Annotated in this window: 15 protein-coding genes and 1 tRNA gene; 12 read left to right on the top strand and 4 right to left on the bottom strand. The window is 31.7% G+C overall.

Annotated features, from left to right (window positions below; genetic code table 11):
* Positions 1 to 60 precede the first annotated feature (60 nt).
* Positions 61 to 846, bottom strand: coding sequence for a hypothetical protein (locus HN894_05935; GenBank protein ID MBT7142858.1), 786 nt, complete (start codon positions 844 to 846; stop codon positions 61 to 63).
* A gap of 750 nt (positions 847 to 1,596) precedes the next feature.
* Between HN894_05935 and HN894_05930 the strand changes: the two genes are divergently transcribed.
* The 8 genes from HN894_05930 (at position 1,597) to folK (ending at position 9,579) form a co-directional block, all read left to right on the top strand.
* Positions 1,597 to 1,678, top strand: a tRNA-Leu gene (locus tag HN894_05930).
* 112 nt (positions 1,679 to 1,790) lie between these two features.
* On the top strand, positions 1,791 to 3,206 hold the full coding sequence (locus HN894_05925; GenBank protein MBT7142857.1) for a hypothetical protein: 1,416 nt from the start codon (positions 1,791 to 1,793) through the stop codon (positions 3,204 to 3,206).
* Positions 3,207 to 3,260: 54 nt separating this feature from the next.
* Positions 3,261 to 3,941, top strand: a complete 681-nt coding sequence (gene clpP, locus HN894_05920; protein MBT7142856.1) for an ATP-dependent Clp endopeptidase proteolytic subunit ClpP — start codon at positions 3,261 to 3,263, stop codon at positions 3,939 to 3,941.
* 80 nt (positions 3,942 to 4,021) lie between these two features.
* Complete coding sequence (clpX, locus tag HN894_05915; GenBank protein MBT7142855.1) at positions 4,022 to 5,239, top strand: ATP-dependent Clp protease ATP-binding subunit ClpX; 1,218 nt, start codon at positions 4,022 to 4,024, stop codon at positions 5,237 to 5,239.
* A gap of 52 nt (positions 5,240 to 5,291) precedes the next feature.
* A complete protein-coding gene (locus tag HN894_05910; protein MBT7142854.1) occupies positions 5,292 to 5,966 on the top strand; it encodes a DUF4956 domain-containing protein in 675 nt (224 codons plus the stop codon).
* A 29-nt stretch (positions 5,967 to 5,995) separates the two neighbouring features.
* Entirely contained in the window at positions 5,996 to 6,700 is a 705-nt protein-coding gene (locus tag HN894_05905) for a VTC domain-containing protein (protein MBT7142853.1), read from the top strand.
* A gap of 231 nt (positions 6,701 to 6,931) precedes the next feature.
* Positions 6,932 to 9,034: an ATP-dependent DNA helicase RecG gene (gene recG / locus HN894_05900; protein ID MBT7142852.1), complete on the top strand. Its 2,103-nt coding sequence runs from the start codon at positions 6,932 to 6,934 to the stop codon at positions 9,032 to 9,034.
* 62 nt (positions 9,035 to 9,096) lie between these two features.
* Entirely contained in the window at positions 9,097 to 9,579 is a 483-nt protein-coding gene (gene folK, locus HN894_05895) for a 2-amino-4-hydroxy-6-hydroxymethyldihydropteridine diphosphokinase (GenBank protein MBT7142851.1), read from the top strand.
* A gap of 59 nt (positions 9,580 to 9,638) precedes the next feature.
* Here folK and HN894_05890 read toward each other — a convergent pair whose 3' ends face one another.
* From HN894_05890 to upp, 3 genes are all read right to left on the bottom strand, one after another.
* On the bottom strand, positions 9,639 to 10,805 hold the full coding sequence (locus tag HN894_05890; protein MBT7142850.1) for an ATP-dependent DNA helicase RecG: 1,167 nt from the start codon (positions 10,803 to 10,805) through the stop codon (positions 9,639 to 9,641).
* On the bottom strand, positions 10,793 to 13,405 hold the full coding sequence (locus tag HN894_05885) for an AAA family ATPase (GenBank protein ID MBT7142849.1): 2,613 nt from the start codon (positions 13,403 to 13,405) through the stop codon (positions 10,793 to 10,795). The genes HN894_05890 and HN894_05885 overlap by 13 nt, the downstream gene beginning before the upstream one ends.
* Before the next feature lie 146 nt (positions 13,406 to 13,551).
* Entirely contained in the window at positions 13,552 to 14,205 is a 654-nt protein-coding gene (gene upp, locus HN894_05880; protein ID MBT7142848.1) for a uracil phosphoribosyltransferase, read from the bottom strand.
* Positions 14,206 to 14,454: 249 nt separating this feature from the next.
* On the opposite strand from upp, the gene HN894_05875 reads away from it, so the two are divergent.
* From HN894_05875 to HN894_05860, 4 genes are all read left to right on the top strand, one after another.
* On the top strand, positions 14,455 to 15,213 hold the full coding sequence (locus HN894_05875; protein MBT7142847.1) for a triose-phosphate isomerase: 759 nt from the start codon (positions 14,455 to 14,457) through the stop codon (positions 15,211 to 15,213).
* Positions 15,214 to 15,420: 207 nt separating this feature from the next.
* A complete protein-coding gene (locus HN894_05870; GenBank protein MBT7142846.1) occupies positions 15,421 to 18,495 on the top strand; it encodes an ATP-binding cassette domain-containing protein in 3,075 nt (1,024 codons plus the stop codon).
* A gap of 39 nt (positions 18,496 to 18,534) precedes the next feature.
* Complete coding sequence (locus tag HN894_05865; protein ID MBT7142845.1) at positions 18,535 to 20,157, top strand: Zn-dependent hydrolase; 1,623 nt, start codon at positions 18,535 to 18,537, stop codon at positions 20,155 to 20,157.
* Positions 20,158 to 20,372: 215 nt separating this feature from the next.
* On the top strand, positions 20,373 to 22,245 hold a 1,873-nt coding region (locus HN894_05860), incomplete at its 3' end, for a hypothetical protein (protein ID MBT7142844.1).

Genomic DNA, 22,245 nt, shown 5'->3' with positions numbered 1-22,245 from the left:
TTCTAACCAATAGGAAAGGCATAAAATAAAACTAAAAATTCATAATTCAAATATTGATTTCTACTTTTCAAACATTTGTTGCAGCGATTTCATAAAGTCTAAATTGCGTTTTGGTAATTCTCTACCCAGTGTATTATTTGAGTCTGAGAACTTTTGGAATAGTTCTCCTACCTGTGTGGTTGTCAAACTTCTATCTATCCATGGGTAAAGAATTTCATCTTCCTTTTTAATATGTTCGGTCAGAAGTTTTGCGTATGCTGTCATACGATTTGCAATTTCATTTTTGTCTCCTCTCTCCACAGCTTCTATCACAGCCTTCATGTGGTTTCGGGAAGTGGTATGATCTTCTTTGATAACATTTATTATTTCTAATGATTTGTCGGCATAATCAAAAAGAATGTCTTCTTCTTTGGCATGATGATATTTATCGGCATATTCCTGAATAAACCTTACTGTATTTAGCACCAAATTTTTGTCTAAATCTACTGACTTGCCAATAAGCTCAATAATGTCGGGAATACAATAAATTACTTGCATGATATTTACATGCTCATCAACTAATTGTTTCAGAGGGGGCGAATATTTTAACTCCTTTACTTTTATTTCTTCCTCTTCTGACACTTCTCTTAGTTTTACATCACGGTCAGGATAGAGTTCTTTTTCTATCTTGAACATAAGCATCGCTTCATCTTTCTTTGGCATGCTATGGATGGAGACTACATCTTTAAATAAACAAGTTCCAACTGTGCAAGGTACGCAACCAATATTATATTCCTCTAAAATATCCCCAATCTTTGGATGGTCGTCAATAACTTTTTTTATGTGTTTTTCTAAATACTTCTGCATTTCTATTACTTTTAATTATATATGTTCGGACTAAATCTTTTCAAACATGATAAAATTTTTAATCAAGCCATCAATTGAAAATTCTATCGAAAATTTATTAATCCGCTCATAAGTTTAACATTCTTTACATATCACTTAATTTTTGTCAGTCCAAAGATAGTTATTAATATTTTGATTTTATTTTTCTCACTAATTGATAGACTAACTACCTGATAAAGACATACATTCAAAATTTTTTAAGATTTCAAAAACCAATTCTCAGCCCGAAATCAATATGACAACTTAAGAAGGAAAACATCCTGAGGTGCGATTTCGAAAAGTTCTTTGAAATCGTTTTTATAATCGAATGTACCTTCGCATTAGCTGCCTGTTCTCAATTGAGACCACACAATAAATAAAACTGAACCGGGCGAATATTCCCATCTAATAACTAAATTTGACATAAACTGCCTGTTTTCTTAGAGCGATTATTTACGATTTAGCATAGAATAATTATTGAACAAATCTCCGCAAAATATATTTTCATTGGTGATTCATTTTTTTACATAAAGCGAAATAATACGCTTGATTTTCGAATCAATAAAGCCACATGTAAACGAAAAAACGAATTCATTTACACAATCCTAAAATAAACCTTAGCTATTCAGCTGTTTTACTGATACTTATAACCTATTATTAAATATTTTCAAAAAATCATATTATAGATTTTTTTAAAGAAAAAAAGAATATATTTGCAAAGTTTTTTTTGCAGCGGATGTGGCGTAATTGGTAGCCGCGCTAGACTTAGGATCTAGTGCCGAGAGGCGTGGGGGTTCGAGTCCCTTCATCCGCACAAGAGTCGCCGCTAATTCCGGTTTTATTATCGGTAATTTTGGCGGCTCTTTTTGTTTTAAATTAATTTATTGAAGAAATTGAAATAAGTCTGAAACTTAAGAATTAGAAAAATGAAAATTGATAGAATTGACCATGGAAATTTGACATCAACAATAAAACTTACCGTAGAAAAAGAAGATTACAACGAGAGTTTTGAAAAAGCCATAAAAGAAACAAGGCAAAAAGCAAATATCCCCGGTTTTAGAAAAGGTATGGTTCCAAAAGGACTTATTAAGAAAATGCACGGTAGAGCCATTTTAGAAGAAAAAGTTTGGGAAACAGCCAGCAGAAGTTTATTTAATTTCATTGAAGAAAATAAGATACATATGCTGGGAGAACCTCTCGAAAGTGCTACTGAGCAGAATGTATTGGATTTTAACGTTGAGGGAGAGTTTATATTAAATTTTGATATAGGGTACATCGAAGATCTAAATATTGATATTGCTAAAACCGAATTACTCAATTATAAAATTGATATTACTGAAGAGAAAATAGTTGAAGAATGCGATGCTATTGCAAATCAGTTTGCAGAAAGCAAATCTTCTGATGAGATTAGTGAAAAGACATCAGTACAAATCTCAACATACGAATTAGACGAAAACAACGAGCAACTAGAAAATGGAATTAATGTTGAAAACACGCAATTTTATGCAGGAGTAATTAAAGACCAAGAAATTAAGGATAGCATTATTGGTTTAAAAGTTGGCGACGAACTTGATATGAATATACAGAAAGCATTCCCCAATGCTACCGAAATTAGTTCGATACTATCAATTGAAAAAGATAAAGCCGAAAAATTGGATTCTAATTTTCATGTTACTATAAGTAGCATTTCGGAATATTTCCCTGCTGAAAAAAACAAAGACCTCTTTAAGAAAGCAATGCCTAATAAAGAAATTGAAACTCTTGATGATTTTCATGCAGAACTAAAAATAGAAATTGCAAAATCTTATGATCAGCAAAGTAACTCACAGTTTTACACAGATTCTATTAATACTTTGATGGAAACTAAAATTGAGCTTCCTGTAGAATTTCTTAAAAAATGGATGTTAAGAAAAGATAAAACTCAAACAGCGGAATCTATAGAAAAAAATTGGGATGCTATTTCTAAAGAATGGAATTGGCAACTTATTAAAAATGACTTGGTTGACCAATTTGAACTAAAAGCCTCTAAAGAAGATATCGAAAGTTTATTGAGAATGCACTCAATTCAGCATTTCATTCAGAATAGCTATTTTCCACAAAAGGAAGAATTAGACAATATGATAAATGAAATGTTAGAGAATAAAGAAACTGTTGAAAGATATCAGGGATTAGTGCTCGACAACAAACTTATGACCAGCTTAAAGGAAAAAGCGATTATAAAAGAAGAAAGTATCAGTTTCGAGGATTTTAAGAAACTAAGTGAAAAACCTGAAGAACAAAATTCTGAAACTCCAACAGAAGAGCCAGCAGAAAAAGATGAGGAAAGTAAAGATACGGAATAAAAATAATGTTGGCTTATAGCTATATATAATTAATAACCAATAATTTTCAGTAAAATGCAAAATCAAGAATTTAACAAATATGCTACCAAACATATGGGTATTAGCAGTTTAAATCTTCATAAATATACTTCAATGGCAAACAATTTTACTTCTGCCATTACTCCAAATATTATTGAAGAACGTCAGCTAAACGTTGTAGCGATGGACGTTTTCTCACGTTTGATGATGGATAGAATAATATTTCTGGGACTCCCAATCGACGATTATGTGGCAAATATTGTTCAAGCTCAACTATTATTTCTCGAATCGTCCGACCCTTCAAAAGATATTCAGATTTATTTTAATACACCGGGCGGAGCTGTTCATGCCGGATTAGGAATTTACGACACCATGCAATTCGTAAATTGTGATGTAAGAACCATTTGTACCGGAATGGCTGCCTCAATGGGTGCCGTACTTCTATCGGCAGGAACCAAAGGAAAACGTATGGCTTTGAAACACTCACGAGTAATGATTCATCAACCGATGGGTGGTGTGCAAGGACAAGCTTCGGATATCGAAATTACCGCACGAGAAATTCAAAAACTAAAAAAAGAACTTTACAAAATAATTTCAGAACATTCCGACACTCCCTTAGAGCAAGTTGAGAAAGACTCCGATAGAGATTTTTGGATGACCGCTCAGGAAGCTAAAGACTATGGAATGATTGATGAAGTGATGTTGAGAAGTAAGTAATTTGGAAATTTACAATTAGGAAGTTTTATAAATATTTTCTAACTATCTAATTTCCAGTTTCATTTTAAATATATAAAGAAATGGATAAATGTTCATTTTGTGGAAGACAAAAAAAAGACACACAATTATTAATTGCAGGAGTTTCTGGTCATATTTGCGATAAATGTGTCGTTCAGGCAAAACAAATAATTGATAGCGAAACAAAAAGTCAGAGTATGGAGAATTCTGATATTAATGGAATTAAGTTACTTAAACCCATCGAAATAAAATCCTTTTTAGACCAATATGTAATAGGTCAAGAAGATGCGAAAAAATATCTGTCGGTAGCAGTTTACAATCATTATAAAAGAATACTTCAGGATTCGAAAAACGAAGTAGAAATTGAAAAATCGAATATTATTTTAGTGGGTGAAACCGGAACCGGTAAAACATTGCTGGCACGTACTATTGCGAAAATGCTAAATATTCCGTTTACAATAGTTGATGCAACAGTTATTACCGAAGCTGGCTATGTTGGCGAAGATATTGAAAGTTTGCTCACTCGCTTGCTTCAAGCTGCAAACTACGATGTCAAGGCTGCCGAAAAAGGAATTGTTTTTATTGATGAAATTGACAAAATTGCAAGAAAAGGAGACAATCCATCAATTACAAGAGATGTTTCCGGCGAAGGAGTTCAGCAAGGTTTATTAAAATTGTTGGAAGGCTCAATTGTAAATGTACCACCACAAGGGGGACGAAAACATCCCGAACAAAAACTAATTCCGCTCAATACAAAAAACATCTTGTTTATTTGTGGCGGAGCTTTCGATGGGATAGATAAAAAAATTGGACAACGCTTAAATACTCAGGTAGTTGGATATCAATCGTCTCTCACCAACGAAGCTTACGATAGAGACAATTTACTACAATATATTGCACCAATGGATTTGCGCTCATTTGGATTAATTCCTGAAATTGTAGGAAGACTTCCAATTTTGACCTACCTTAAACCCTTGAGCAGAAAAGCACTTCGAGATATTCTTACAGTACCAAAAAATTCTATTATTAAACAATACGTAGAATTATTTAAAATTGATGGAATTAAACTGAGTTTCACAGACGAAACCTTAGAATATATTGTAGATAAAGCCATAGAATTTAAGCTGGGTGCAAGAGGGCTACGTTCAATTTGCGAGACAATTATGATTGATGCAATGTTCGATTTGCCATCAACAAAAACGAAATCATTATCTGTTTCAGCAAAATATGCCGAAGAAAAAATTGAGAAATCGAATGTCAAACGATTGAAAATTGCATAATTACATATTATTCTAATTAATGTATAAAAGAAAAACATAAAGAATATTGAACATGGAAAACAAATGGAGCTTATTTCAAAAATTTTTAATTACTCAAGATGTTCAAATCTCCATTCAAGATTTCGTCCTAAACTCAGTTGTAATAATTATTCTTTCGATAATACTTGAATTAACTTATGCAAAATGTGCAAAAAGCCTATCTAACAGAAAAATATTTGCTGCAAATTTTATTTTAATTGCTTTTACAACTATGCTGATTATCAGTATTGTAAAATCATCTCTTGCATTATCTTTGGGATTGGTTGGAGCTTTATCAATTGTTCGTTTTCGTTCTGCTATTAAGGAACCCGAAGAACTTGCATATTTGTTCCTGACGATTTCAATTGGATTAGGATTGGGTGCTAATCAAGTGATTATAACTATAATAGCCTTTACAATTGTAACTTTAATAATATGGGCAAGATTTTTCATCAATAGAAAAAGTGAAAATCAAAATTTGTTTTTCACTATTAGTAGCAATTCGCCAACTTCAATAGAGTTGAACACAATTGTTGAAATTGTAAAAAATAATTTCAAGGCTGCAGAACTTAAAAGATATGACAAAAGTGAAGACTTGATTGAAGCGGCATTCATGGTTGAAATTAAAAAAACTGGAAATATTCAGGATTGCACAAAACAGTTGGAAGATATAAATAAATCAATCAGAATTAGTTACATAGATAATTAGTTATCTGCATTTGATATTTTCACACAGAAATGATACCGGAATACACTCAACTAAAAAATAGCAGGTTCGAAAGAAAATTTGTATGCAATCTTTCAAATCATAGGATAGAGCTTGAGGTGAAAAAAAATCCTGCACTTTTTCATGAAATATTCAATGAAAGATATATCAACAATATTTATCTTGACACAAATAAACTCACCTACTATTACGACAACATAATTGGCAATAGCGATCGAAAAAAAGCCAGAATAAGATGGTATGGCGATTTGTTCGGAAAGGTCAATTCTCCTGTTTTAGAATTTAAAATAAAATCTGGTGTAGTTGGCCATAAAATTTCTTTCCCACTAAAATCATTTGTCCTTAATAAAGATTTTTCGATAGAAAATCTGACAGAAATATTTGAAAATTCCGACTTGCCAACTTGGGCTGTTTTCGACCTGAAAAAACTGCAACCCACTCTGGTTAATAGATATAAGAGAAAATATTTTAGAACTTTCGATAAAAAATATAGAATAACTCTTGATTCGGAATTAAATTATCGGAATATTTCAAACAGATTTAATACTTTTCAATCGGTAGTGAAAGACAACAATTCAATCATATTAGAACTAAAATACGATTTGCCGGAAGATAAAAATGCAGATAATATATCAAATTATTTTCCTTTCCGAATGTCTAAAAGTTCGAAATATGTTAATGGAATCGAAAAAACTCATTTTAATATTGCAATTTAGCGAATTTCTAAAAAGCTAATATTGTCGTAAATAGTCTTAATATCAGCAATATAAGTTCCGTTATAGTTCTTTTTTAAAGATAACCATAATTATAAATTTTTATATTTTTCCCGATAAAAGCAAAATCATAATTATAACAAAAAAAAATCCCATTTTTGCTATATAATTTTTATTTGAGTTATAGTATTTTGCTCAAATGGATTTTTAGTATTGAGAAAAAATTTGCTTATAATGTCGAAATTATTGTCGGAAATAAAATATCTGCAAGGAGTTGGGCCCAAACGTGCCGAACTGCTCAACAAAGAAATAGAGATTTTTACTTTCGAGGATATGTTGTATTATTTTCCTTTTAAACATATAGACAAAACCAAATTTTATAAAATAAGTGATATTTCGCCGGAACTACCACATATCCAGATAAAAGGAACTATAAAATACACTGAAATTATTGGTCAAAAATTCAAACAACGACTTGTAGCAAGTTTTTTTGATGGAACTGACACTATTGATCTTGTTTGGTTTAAAGGCATAAAATGGATTAAAGAAAGTATAAAACCAAATATTGAGTATATAATTTATGGTAAAGCCACAATTTTCAATCGCCAAATGAACATTGTGCATCCCGAAATTGAACCTTCTGTAAAAACTTCCTCAGAAATTGAATCATCGCTTCAGGCTCACTACAGCTTGACTGAAAAATTGCGAAACAATTTTTTCACATCTAAAAGTATTAGTAAAATCCAACAGGCATTGTTTAATGTAGTAAGTAGCGATATTTACGAAACTCTTCCTTTCTATTTGGTCGAAAAGCTAAACTTATTGCCACTTAATAAAGCATTATTTAATATCCATTTTCCACAATCGACTGAATTGTTGAATAAAGCACAATTTCGATTGAAATTTGAAGAGTTGTTTTATATTCAGTTAAATATTCTCAAATTAAAATACAATACCACGAAAAAGTTTGCAGGATATAAATTTCCTGTAGTCGGAGAAGTATTTAACACTTTCTTTAAAAACAAACTACCATTTGAATTGACCAATGCCCAAAAAAAAGTCATCAAAGAAATGCGAAAAGATATGGGTTCTGGAAAACAAATGAATAGACTTTTGCAGGGCGATGTTGGTAGCGGAAAAACTCTGGTTGCATTGATGATTATACTCATTGCTATTGACAATAATTTTCAGGCATGTCTGATGGTTCCTACAGAAATTCTTGCTAATCAGCATTTTGTTTCTATTTCAAAATTAATTCAAGGTCTCAATGTAGAAATTGGCATTTTAACTGGTTCAAGCAAAAAATCTGAAAGAAATGTTTTACACCAGAAGCTTCAGGACGGAACAATAAATATTTTGATTGGAACGCACGCTCTTATTGAAGATACGGTGAAATTCAAAAATCTGGGATTAGTAATAATCGACGAACAACATAGATTTGGCGTAGTTCAGCGTGCAAAAATGTGGGCTAAAAATACAAATCCACCACATATGTTAGTAATGACTGCTACACCAATTCCTCGTACATTGGCGATGACAGTTTATGGAGATTTGGATGTGTCTGTTATTGATGAACTCCCGCCCGGCAGGAAATCCATAAAAACAGTCCATTATTTCGATTCTAAGCGATTGGTCGTTTATGGTTTTATAGAAAAACAGATTAAACTCGGGCGACAAATTTATGTAGTTTATCCTTTGATTGAAGAGTCTGAAACACTTGACTATAAAGACTTGATGGACGGTTATGATAGCCTTAGCAGAGAATTTCCACTTCCAGAATATTCAATCGGAGTTGTTCACGGACGAATGAAACCACATGACAAAGATTTAGAAATGCAACGCTTTGTAGAAGGGAAAACTCAAATACTGATAGCAACAACCGTAATTGAAGTGGGGGTTGATGTACCAAATGCCTCTGTTATGCTTATTGAAAGTACCGAACGATTTGGCTTATCGCAGTTACATCAACTAAGAGGTAGAGTTGGAAGAGGAGCTGAGCAATCGTTTTGCATTTTAATGACATCTTTCAAACTTTCGAATGAAGCCCGAAAACGAATAAATATTATGGTACAAACAAACAATGGTTTCGAAATTGCTGAGGCAGACATGAGACTTCGTGGACCAGGAGATATTGAAGGGACACAACAAAGCGGAATTCCATTCGATTTGCGTATAGCCAATTTGGGAAAAGACACCCAAATTTTGCAATATGCTAGAGATATTGCTGAGAAAGTAATCAACAATGATCCTCTGCTTGAAAATTCAAATAATATAATTCTAAAAAATAATCTTGAGAAAATGACTTCAACTAATAAAGAATGGAGTGTTATTAGTTGACAATCAGTAAATACTAATTTGTAAAAAAAAACTATATTCAATCTCAAAATTGTAGTGTAACTATGGCTAAAACATACATTTTACTTGGAGGTAACTTAGGAAATAGAGAGAATTTTCTACATAATGCTATTGTTTGTCTCGAAAAAACTGTAGGTAAAATAGTTTCAAAATCGTCTATATATGAATCCGAACCTTGGGGCTTCGAGACAGAAAATTGGTTTCTTAACCAAGTTGTCCTTATCGACACAAATCTGAAACCCAGTAAATTATTATTAAAAACGCAAGAAATTGAAAAGCAATTAGGCAGGATAAAAAAATCGAAAGAATATGAAACAAGAAAAATAGATATTGATATTTTATTTTATGATTTTGAAATAATTGAAAACCCAAACTTAACCATACCTCATAAACATTTGCACAAACGTATGTTTACACTGCTTCCATTACTTGAATTAAGTCCGAAACTTATTCATCCCGTTTTTTCGTTTTCTATCAAGGAATTGATGGAAAAATGCGGAGATAAAAGTATTGTTAGGAAAATATGAGAATTGTTTGAATTAAGTTTTTTTTATTTTTCTTTTAATAGAATGTACTGTATAAAACTTTAGGCATTGCTTCCTTGTCGATTAATTTTGGCAATAAATAATTCCCTATCAGTATCATTAATTAATTTTAGGTCAGGTGAATTTTCATAAGCCCTGGGTATTCCACTTCCAACTCCAACGAAAGGTAATATATATCTGACATTTGAAAAAAGAATGGGATTTCTTGGAATAGAAATTCCTGCTTTTATATTATCAATAGTCAAGGTATTGGGCAAGTTTCCAGGACTAATTATTTCAACTCTATTGTCGAATATAAATACCTTAATGCTTGATTGAATAAAATAATTGCGATGTACCAAAGCATTAACGAGAAGTTCTTTAATCGTTTTCAATGGTATTTCAAGTTCTCCTTGAGAATTAAATCCATCTTCTTTTTGAACTTCGTTTAGGTTTTGAATTATAAATGAAAGAGTCTTTTCATATAGCTCAAATAAATTACCTTCAAAAGGACTTTTTTTACTTTTAAAGCTGTCAGAACTAATTGAGTTCCCTTTTATCGCAACACATTGAACCGTAAATGAAGCTCTATATTTCTGAGGGATTTCCCCAAATAGCAATAGTCCTGCAAGAGATAAACAACCATTTTTAAGCATTCCCATATTAGTTAATAATTTAGGAATTGATAAGCCCATGTTATCAATATTATCTTCATATTTTTTTAGCACAAAATCTTTGAAGAAAGTATCATCAATATCATTTATTGTTGTTCCTGTTACAACTGTTTCATCAGCATACAGGTTGCCACTACTTTGAAGAAGTCTCGCGAATTCTTCTTTAACGATAACCTTCCTTTTGTCTGAGCCATTTTTCACCCAAGTAATACCCTTATTATCCATATGAGGTTTACTAGTTCCCTCTGAAATATGAGCAACAACCAAATTATCCTCTTCAATCGTTACCGTTTCTGTGAAAATATAAATCGGAGTTTTTACATTATTTGATGCAGCATTTGCTAAAAGTTGATTCGTGGCTTGTAGTTCCTCAAAAGAAAGTCCATTTATATCTCCTGTTTTATCATCAACGCCAATTACTAATATTCCTCCTTTGGTGTTCGAAAAAGCAACCATTTCTGTACCGACTTTATACGCATCATTAACACGTATTTTGAATTGCACCTCACTGGATTCTCCTCTTTGTATTATGTCTAATAATTCTAATGCGTCCATAATTCGTAAATTCTTTTTCTATTATTAAATGCCTCTTTTCCACCTTCCATTATATTAACAATCTCTTGATGTATTGTTTCGTCATCAATACTTCCCAAATTAGTACTAATTATATTTGAGTCGAAACTGCATGAAATTATTTGCTCGCAATCTCCTAAAACTGGAACGTTTGGATTATGTGTAGCAAATATGAATTGAGAAGAATTCTTTAGCTCTTTTAGTACTTTAATGACATCATTATAAATTGTTTGATTGTCCAAATCATCTTCGGGTTGGTCGATGATAATTAAATCGCTATCCTTCAAAGTGAGTAAAAATATTATTAAAGCAGATGCTCTTTGACCTAATGAATGCTCATTTAGAGAGCGTCCCTTATAAATAATTTCAAATTTTTCCGGAACACGATAAGTTAAAAAAGCACCAATGTTCAAATTAAAATATTCTTTAAATGTATGAAGCTGATTGTCGGATAAGTTAGTTCTAATATTGCTATTTTTCACCGATAAGTCAGAATGAACATTAATCAAATCTGCATAATTATCAACAATAGACTGAATATTGTTTTCTCGAAGGTTACTTCCTCTCAAATTTTCTTTTAAATATGACTTAAAATCTTCTTTGTTCCCTTTGAAATCTACATTGATTTTAACAGAATCTTGGTCATTATTTACTTTCTTAATCTCTTCCTGGATAATTTCAAATTCATTATGCCATAATCCCTGAAGTGCTACTAAGGTCTGTTCTAATTGAATTTGCAACTGTTCTTTTTTATTTGAAAGTTTTACTAATTCAGAAAGTTGTGCTTTGGTCAAATCAAGATCTTTTGTGTATTTCACATAATCATCTGCCTGAATATTAGGAAGATTTATTTCACGTTTAATCTTAGAGAATTCCTCTTTTAGTTCGTTGTATTTTATTGTAAAATTGTTATCGAATCCATTAAGTTGTTCATTCTTATCAATAAGCTTAATAAGTACACCACGTAGGCTATCAAAAATCTTTTCAAAGGACATTAACGATAAAATCACTTTATCTACATCATCAATATTCTCTTTTGATTTATAGTGATGAAAACTTTCGAAACCATCATCATGTTCTTGAATAAAAGCATCTAAAGCATCTATTATTTTGGTTTCAAACTTGTCAACTCTTTTAATGAAATTGAAATCTTTATTAAAACTAATTTGCTTTTCAAGTTTTTTATCAATCTCATTATCCTTGAATACTTGAATCTTCAATTTTAATTCAGCTTGTTTTGCCTCAATTTCTGGTTTGCGATCTATTTTTGAATTTATCTTTTTAATTTCATCAATCAATCTTAGTACGTCTTGATTCTTTTCTTCTACTTGTCGTTTTTTATCTAATAATCGGTTACCTATTAGTTTGTTTAATAAATTCTTCGTAGAAGAGGAATCTCCAATTTTCGAAAGGTCTTTTTGTCCATAGTAGATTGGTTTTTTAACTATAGCACTTGGCTTTAATCCTAATTGAAGTTCTTTATTTTTATAAATATTGGTTCTATCCCCGAGTATTTTTTCTGTTGTAAATTCATTGCCTTGGTCGTCAATCATCAAACAGGTTATTTTTCCTCCACTTCCAAGCAATGAATTAACAATCCCATTTTTATACTTAAAATCAACATTTTCTTTTTCTGATAGTTCAATATCCAAAGCATATCTAATTGCTTCTAAAATTGAGGATTTCCCACTACCTCTTATGCCAATTAAATTATTCATTGAGTGGTTTAACTGAATCGTTTTTCCATCCATTTTTCCTCCTGTAAAGGCAATTGTTTTAATGTAGCTATTAGTGGGTGGAGTTAATGATTTTGATTGTCGAAATTTTTCATCCAACAGTGCATATTTAATTGCTTCAAAATTATAAGCCCCAACCTTTAAATAAGTAAGCTCTGCATTGCCAATATCCTCAATCTTCTTTGGGTCTGATCCTTCCACTGCGGCAGGAAGCTTATTGTTTAACCATAATTCAAGATTTTTTTTATATTCACGAGTTCGCATCTTCTGAAAACCTAAAACTGATTTTTGAAATATTGGATGTTCGCCCAATTCTTTAATTCGACCTCCATTAAGTTCATTGTAAAAACCACTTTTCTGCTCGACATGAGCCATTATAATAAAGTAATCCTTTTCAAAAGCATCTAATTTTTTTATTGTTTCAATCAAACTGTCATTTGACCTACCATTCTCATTTTCGTAGTTGCTTTTGCCTGCAAATGTTTGTGTTAAAAATTGATTTATAAAATCTGTATCGTTTTCTAACCACTCCTTTGGATTAAATACAACTAAGCTATGAATGCCGTTTGCACCATCATTAACTGAAAGCTCAACTCCCGGCAAAATATAAATCTCTTCTTTTCTGGATTTCTTTGATAGAGCCTTGAATTCGTTTTTGTCAAATTTATTATGGTTCGTAATACACGCAAGCCTTATTTTTTGCTCCTTAAGTTTATCTACATATAATGAAATAAAGGAATTTTCTTCGCCGCTATAAATAAATTCTTTATCTGCTTTAGTATGTAAATGAAAATCTGCCCTAATCCAAGAACTACCATTTTTAAATATATCAATGAGTTTTTTCATAAGACTATTTTTTTGAAACACGTATTTCTTCTAATGTGAAGAAAAAATTTATCTTTCGTTTTTTTATACTTATATGTTTTAATAATTGACATAAAATCAAATGTGGCAATCTATAATTGGTTTTTGATATAATCATTGTAAAAAAATCAATCCCCCTTGCTACCATATGCCAAATCGCCAGCATCGCCAAGACCAGGAACAATGTACGATTTTGCGGTCAATTCATCATCAATGGCTATAATCCATAAAGTTATATTTTCAGTAGGCAAATGCTTGTTCAAATATTCGACACCTTCCCTACTTGCAATAATTGATACAATATGTGTATGTGCCGGAATTCCATTTTCTAATAGTGATTTATAAGCCAAAACCATTGAAAGCCCTGTGGCTAACATTGGATCAGCTAAAATCAAAGTTTTTTCCTCAATATTTGGTGAAGAAATATACTCCACTTCAATATCGAACGATCCGTCCTTATTATATTTCCTGTAAGCAGAAACAAAAGCATTTTCGGCACTGTCAAAATAGTTTAGCAATCCTTGATGAAAAGGTAGTCCTGCTCGCAAAATTGTACCCAAAACCAATTTCTCGCTTAATACCGGAGTATTTGAAATTCCTAAAGAAGTTTGGATAAGCTTTTCAGAAAATTCAAGCTTTTTGCTAATTTCGTAAGCAATAATTTCGCCAATTCTTTCAAGATTTCTCCTAAATCGAATTTTATCTTTTTGAATATTTTCATCTCTGATTTCAGCAATAAATTGATTCAAAATCGAATTATTCTCATTTAAAATATATATCATCTTAAAATTTTTTATCAATTAATTCTTTCAACAAGCAATGCAAATATATCACAAAATCAATTATAACAATAAAGTAGGAAAATAAAAGATGATAATTATTTCAATAAAATCAGAATATACATCTTTCCTCAAAACCTTTTTTATCAAATTTTACTTTTAGTTAACACAATTTTTTATGCTTTTGGCAAATCAAAATTTAAAAATAATTATATTTGTCATGAAAATATGATAAATTAAAAAATATTAGAAATGAGAAATAATACTGTAGCAGGCAATTGGAAAATGAATAATTCTTTGAAAAGAGGAATAGAACTTGGCGCAGAAGTAAATAAACTTGTCAGGAAAAATGCAAATCCTGATGTAAATGTTATTTTATGCACTCCATATATTCATCTTACAGAAATTGCCAACATTGTTGACAAGGATATTGTAAAGATTGGTGCTCAAAATTGCTCATCAGAGCCAAAAGGAGCCTATACAGGAGAAATATCGGCACGAATGATCAAATCAACCGGTGCAAATCATGTAATAATTGGCCATTCAGAACGTAGGCAATATTTTCTTGAAAACGATGAAATACTTTTAAAAAAGCTTATTTTAACATTAGAGAATGATTTAATACCAATTTTTTGTTGTGGCGAATTATTAGAGCAAAGAAATGCCGGAACCCATTTCGATATTGTTAAGAAACAAATTGAGGAAGTCTTATTTGGGTTGTCTGAAAATGACTTTTCGAAAATAATAATTGCATACGAACCAGTTTGGGCGATAGGTACCGGTGTTACTGCAAGCTCTGAGCAAGCTCAGGAAATGCACCTTTTCATAAGAAATACAATATCAGAAAAATTTGGCAAAACTATAGCACAAAACACTACTATTTTATATGGAGGAAGTTGCAAGCCATCGAATGCAAAAGAACTTTTTGCAAATGCAGACGTGGATGGAGGGCTTATTGGAGGGGCTTCCTTAGATGCCAACGACTTTCTGGCTCTTATTAATTCATTCTAATCCGTATATGATTTGTTGCTATGATTTAAAAAGAAATAATTATTAATACTTCCATGTAATATTGATTTTAAAAAACTTTTTTTTTTACAACATGGTATATACCAATTAATTGACATTTTGCAAGGAATAATAAAAAGAAATTTGAAAATTTGTGTTTTTTTTTGATACTTGCAATAATATTATTAATATTATTTAATTTATAAAAAGTTGAGCGAAAGGATCTTAAAGGCACTTATGCACTTGTTTGCTATCATTGCAATACCACAAAGCAATGTTAAGGACAGTAGAAATGTTGTCAAATCTTTTCTCGACAGACAATTGAACAGAGAATTAGTTGATGAGTACTTAGCACTTTTCGACGATTATTACAAAAAATACCAAGAAGCTCATTCGAAAAGAAAAAGAAAAAGTATTGCCTTAAGCTCAGTTAAAGTATTAAAAATATGTACAACTATCAATGAAGAATTAACTCAAAAACAAAAAGTTGTAGTATTAATCAGATTGTTTGAATTTGTCAGAGCCGAAAATGAAAATATTTCAGAACAAGAGTTAGAATTTATCGAAACTGTTAGTTCAACTTTCAATGTATCGCAAGAAGAGTATATCAGACTTAAAGGATTTGTACTTTATCCTTTCAATAAGATACCAAATTCTACAAAAATTCTGATAATAAATAATGATAAATTATATGCTCATCCCAAAACAAAGCATCTATATTCAGAATTTTTGAGAGGACAAATTCGTGTATTCAATATGGAATTTGTTTCGATGTATTTGATTAGATATATTGGAGATACAGAAGTTTATTTGAATGGACAATTAATCAGGCAAAGTCGTGTAAACGTGCTTACTCCGGGCTCTTCAATCAGAAATCCCAAAATAAAACCGATATTTTATAGCGATATTGTAAGCAAGTTTATTTCTGATATTTCAGAATCAAAAATTGTATTCGATGCACAAGAGGTTGAATACAAATTCAAAAACGGAGGAATAGGATTACATAATTTAAGCTTTACTGAAGAATCATTCAATTTAGTTGGGATTATGGGGGCAAGTGGCTCTGGGAAATCTACACTGCTTAACGTTTTCAATGGTTCCTATAAACCAACTCAAGGAAAGGTAAGTATCAACGAAATAGATATCCACAACAAAAACTCAAAGTTGGAAGGAGTTATAGGATATGTATCGCAAGACGACCTACTCATAGAAGATTTAACAGTTGCACAAAATCTATATTTCAATGCGAAATTATGCTTTGGAAATTATTCAGAGAAGCAAATCTTAAAAACTGTATCAAAAACCCTACAAAACTTAGGACTATTTGAAATAAGAGACATGAAGGTTGGCAGTCCGCTCAATAAAAAGATAAGCGGCGGACAACGAAAACGCTTAAATATTGGCTTAGAACTTATTCGTGAACCTTCGGTACTTTTTTTAGACGAGCCAACCTCTGGATTATCTTCGAGAGATTCGGAAAACATTATGGACCTTTTAAAGGAATTAGCATTGAAAGGGAAATTGGTTTTTACGGTAATTCATCAACCATCGTCAAATATATTTAAAATGCTTGATAAATTAATTATTCTTGACAATGAAGGATACTTAATTTACAATGGCAACCCAATTAGTTCTATAATCTATTTCAAAGAACAAATTCAGCAAGCAAATTGGAGCGAAAGCGAATGCAACAGTTGCGGAAATGTAAATTCTGAGCAAATTTTCAATATAGTTGAGGCAAGCGTAGTCGATGAATACGGAATGCAGACTACTATAAGAAAAAAGTCTCCAAAAGAATGGAACGAAGATTACGAAAAATATAGAAGCGAAAAAGAACCCGAAAAATTTGTTTCAAACCATCTTCCTGAAAATAAACTTAATAGCCCTAATAAGTTCATACAGTTTTCAGTTTTTATTAGGCGTGATATCTTATCAAAACTTACCAACAAACAATACTTACTGATAAACCTCTTAGAAACACCAATTTTGGCTTTTTTCCTGGCATTTATTGTCAAATACTATAATGTCGATTTTTCAGCAAGTAATATTTATGTTTTTGGCGAAAATAGCAACATTCCGGTATATATATTTATGTCGGTTATAATTGCAATTTTTGTAGGTCTAACAGTTTCAGCCGAAGAAATAATAAAAGACAGAAAAATATTAAAACGCGAAAAATTCCTGCACCTAAGCAGGCAAAGCTACTTGTTGTCGAAAGTGGCAATCCTGATTAGCCTCTCGGCAATTCAGTCGTCTATTTTTGTGTTATTAGGAAATTCAATTCTTGGCATAAAAGGAATGTACATTGACTATTGGTTAATTCTTTTCAGCACTTGGTGTTTTGCTAATATCCTTGGTTTGAATATTTCTGATGGATTTAAAACTACTGTTACAATATACATTCTTATTCCGTTTCTAATAATTCCACAAATAATTTTGAGTGGAGTAATCGTAAAATTCGACAAATTAAATCCTTCATTATCATCTCCAAATACAATTCCTATTTTTGGAGAAGTAATAACTGCACGCTGGGCATATGAGGCACTCACGGTAAATCAATTTATAGAAAACGAATACGAAAAACCATTGTATCTGTTCGATAAAGCCATGAGTAAAGCCAACTACAAAAATACATTTTGGCTAAAACAATTAAGAAATAAGCTTGATTTTTGCAGCAAGAATTTGAATAATGAAAAGAGCAAAGATGAAGTTGCTGAAAGTCTCACACTTTTCAGAAATGAAATTTCAAAAGAGCTTAGCATAAACCCAAAAATTCCTTTCGACTATATCAATGAACTGTATTTCGAAAAAATAAATTCAAAAATACTTTCAGAAATCTCAAACTATCTTGACAAACAAAAAACTTATTATAAAAAACTGTATAATCTCGCTAGCAAAAAGCGAAATGATGTGATTGCACGAATCGAACAAATTGACAATACAGGAGAAGAGCTATTGAGATGTAAGCAAACTTTTCATAATGAAGCAATTGAAAATATGGTAAAAAATTCTTCGGAACCAAACCGAATTATTGAATACGATGGTGATTTATTTCAGAAAACCGATCCAATTTTCCAAATGCCACAAGATAAATTTGTGAAAGCTCAATTCTATGCACCCAAAAAACAAATTTTCGGAAAATATTTTGACACCTTTTGGGTAAACCTTTTAGTAATTTGGTTTTCTATCTTAACATTATATCTGGCTCTTTATTACAGCTTATTACGAAAATCCTTGAACTATTTTGAAACAATATTCCGCAAATTTCAAAACGATAAAAAATAATCATTTCAATTAATAATTAATAATTAATAAAATAATATCATGACTAAACTAAATTTTGCAATTGTAGTAACAGTTTTACTTTTTACTACAAACAATTTAATGTCTCAAAAAGAAGTAAACTATAAAGATAAAGTGAATGAATATGTAAAAGTCAAACTTTCTGCCGATTTAAGTGGTTTGACAGAAAATGAAAAAAAAATGCTTCCATTTTTGTTCGAAGCAGCCGAAGTAATGAACGAAATTTACTGGACACAAGCCTATGGTGATAAAAATGAGTTACTCGGGAAAGTCAAATCAGAAGAAGCAAAAAAATTAATCGAAATTAACTACGGACCCTGGAACAGAATTGATGGGAACAAACCATTCATAGAAGGAGTTGGAGAAAAACCTGCAGGCGCAAATTTCTACCCTAAAGATATGACAAAAGAAGAATTCGAACAACTCGAAGCAGAAAATAAGACAAGTCTTTACACCCTTATCCAGCGAGCCGAAAATGGCGATTTGAAAACAGTACCATACAAAGTTGCTTATCGCGAGAAAATATCGAAAGCAGCCATAGCTATGATTAGAGCATCGGAACTTGCCGAAGACTATCAGCTAAAAAGATATTTGCAGTTGCGAACAAAAGCACTTTTGACAGACGATTATCTTGATAGCGATATGGCATGGATGGATATGAAAAAAAATACCATCGACTTTGTAGTAGGACCAATAGAAAACTACGAAGATGCTCTCTATGGTTACAAAGCTGCACACGAGGCTTTCATTTTGATAAAAGATAAAGAATGGAGCGAAAAACTTAAAAAATATGCAACAATGTTGCCAGACCTTCAGAAAGACCTACCTGTTGATGCAAAATATAAACAAGAAATACCCGGCCGAAATTCTGACCTTGGAGCTTATGAAGTAATTTATTACGCCGGCGATTGCAACGCAGGAAGCAAAACTATTGCTATAAACCTTCCTAACGATGAAAGAGTTCATCTTGAGAAAGGTAGTAGAAGGCTACAATTGAAAAATGCTATGAAAGCCAAATTTGACAATATTTTGTTACCAATTTCTCAGGTTTTGATAGCCAAAAATCAGCAAAAACACATTACATTCGATGCCTTTTTCGGGAACACTATGTTTCATGAAGTTGCTCACGGTCTGGGGATAAAAAATACTATAAACGACAAAGGAACTGTTCGCCATGCCTTGAAAGAAAAATACTCTGCACTCGAAGAAGGAAAAGCCGACATTTTAGGGCTTTACCTCGTTACAAAACTTCATGAGCAGGGAGAATTTGAAGGCGACTTGATGGATAATTACGTTACATTTATGGCAGGTATATTTCGCTCAATCAGATTTGGTGCATCAAGCTCACACGGGAAAGCAAACCTCGTTAGATATAATTACTTTATGGAAAAAGGTGCATTTACAAAACACAGAAATGGTACTTATAGCATCAATTTCAAAAAAATGCAAGAAGCAATGAATTCTCTTGCCGAAATGATTCTGGTTCTGCAAGGTAATGGCGACTATGAAGGAGTTGCAAAACTTATGAAAGAAAAATGTGTTATTAATAAAGACCTTCAAAAAGATCTTGACAAACTGAAAGAGCTAAAAATTCCTGTCGATGTAGTTTTTGAGCAGGGCATGGATATTTTGGGATTGGAATAAACTTTTTAAAGTACACAAAAACACCATAGCAATTATCAATTTGATTTATGTTGTAATATATTTGTTAGACCTGGCAGTCCCCACCCGATTGTCAGGTCTTTTTTTTGGTAAATATTTTCTATTTCTAAATTTTTGATTTATTGCATTTTGCCTTTTTAATTACTACCTTAGCTGAGTAATTAAACATTGATTTTTTAATTGAAAGCAATAAAATTATGAAAACAAAACTTATAACTATTCTAAATATTTTTTTAATTACTACCAACCTTTTTGCCCAAGAAGTACAATTCGAATGGGCTATCGGTTTTGGAGGAACAAATGACATATATGTTCGTTCTGCTACAATTGACAATGCAAGCAATGTTTATTGTTCTGGGGACTTTGAAGGAATTAATGATTTTGACCCAGGTACTGGAGTTTATTATCTAAATTCAAATGGGATGGAAGATATTTATGTCTCTAAGTTTGATAGTTCAGGGAATTTTATTTGGGCAATAAGCATTGGATCATTAGGGCCTGAAGAAATTTTCTCTATAGCTTCAGATTCCATTGGGAACATCTATGTTACTGGTTATTTTTATGCTGGTTTTCCTGTGGATTTTGACCCGAGCCCAGGATTTTTCTACCTAAATTCAAATGGTGATAAAGATGTGTTTATTTTAAAATTAGACTCTTTCGGCAATTTTTGCTGGGCAAAAAGTTTTGGTAGTAATGGTTATGATGTTGGGAAATCAATTGTTATTGATGATGCAGGAAATGTTATTATCTCGGGAAATTATAGTGATACTGTAGATTTTGATCCTGGACCTGGAACGTTTGACCTTGTTTCAAATGATATAAGTGACATGTTTGTTGTCAAGTTTGACTCTTTTGGAAATTTCATATGGGCCAAAAGTATGCTTGGAACTGGCAATTCATATATTTGGCAACCTTGTCTTGCTATTGGTGATAAAAATAAAATCTTAATTACTGGCCTTTTTTATGGAACAGTTGATTTCGATCCGGATTCGAGTACCACTTTTAATCTCACTTCAAATGGAGAAGCTGATGTTTTTATTTCAAAAATAGATGCTGCCGGAAGTATGTTATGGACGAAAAGTTTTGGAGGAGTTGATTATGATTATGGATTTTCTACAAGTGTAGATAACATGGGAAATGTTTATATCACTGGTACTTTTAATGCCACTGTAGATTTTGATCCATCTTCAAGTGTTTGTATTCTTTCTTCAAATGGATACGATATTTTCATTACCAAATTTGATTCATATGGAAGTTTTATTTGGGCTAAAAGCATAGGTGGAAATAGCTCTGATTTTGGACATTCTTTAACTACTGATAAATATGGCAATGTTTTTACAACAGGAAGTTTTGAAGGGACTGTAGATTTTAATCCAGGTATAGGGGTTTATGATATTACATCTTTTGGAAATAATGACATATTCATATCAAAGCTTGATTCTCTTGGCAATTTTATTTGGGCTAACAGTATGGGTGGAGGTAATTCAGATTATGGTGTTTCTATTACAGTTGATGCTAATCAAAACATATACACTATAGGCGATTTTCATGCTGCTGGTGATTTTGACCCGGGACCTGCTGTGTATAATTTGAACACTGTTGGATACTATAATGTTTTTGTTTCAAAACTTTCGCAAACATTTTATATTTCTGAAAATATAAGCAATGTTTCCTGTTTTGGAGGCTCAGATGCTGCTATTGATATTTCTCCATATTATGGTACTCCACCATATGCTTTTTTGTGGAGCAATGGCCAGACTACCGAAGATATTTCAAATTTGCCAGCAGGAACATACTATCTAACAATAAATGATGCCGCCGGCGATACTATAATAGACACTTTCCAAATTATTCAACCTGCTGAAATTATTGTGGCATCTGTGAGTTTTGGGGTTTCATCTTCAACTGCAAGCGATGCCTTCATAAATCTGATTGTAAGTGGTGGCATATCTCCCTACACATTTTTGTGGAGCAACGGCGAAACAAGTTCAAATATCGATAGTTTATCAATAGGGAATTACTCAGTTGTAGTTTCTGATATGAATTTTTGTACAGTTTCCGATACTTTTG

The organism is Bacteroidota bacterium, from assembly GCA_018692315.1.
Lineage (GTDB): Bacteria > Bacteroidota > Bacteroidia > Bacteroidales > JABHKC01 > JABHKC01.
The sequence above is the reverse complement of the archived record's forward strand: the minus strand, read 5'-3'. Positions and strand labels throughout refer to the sequence as shown.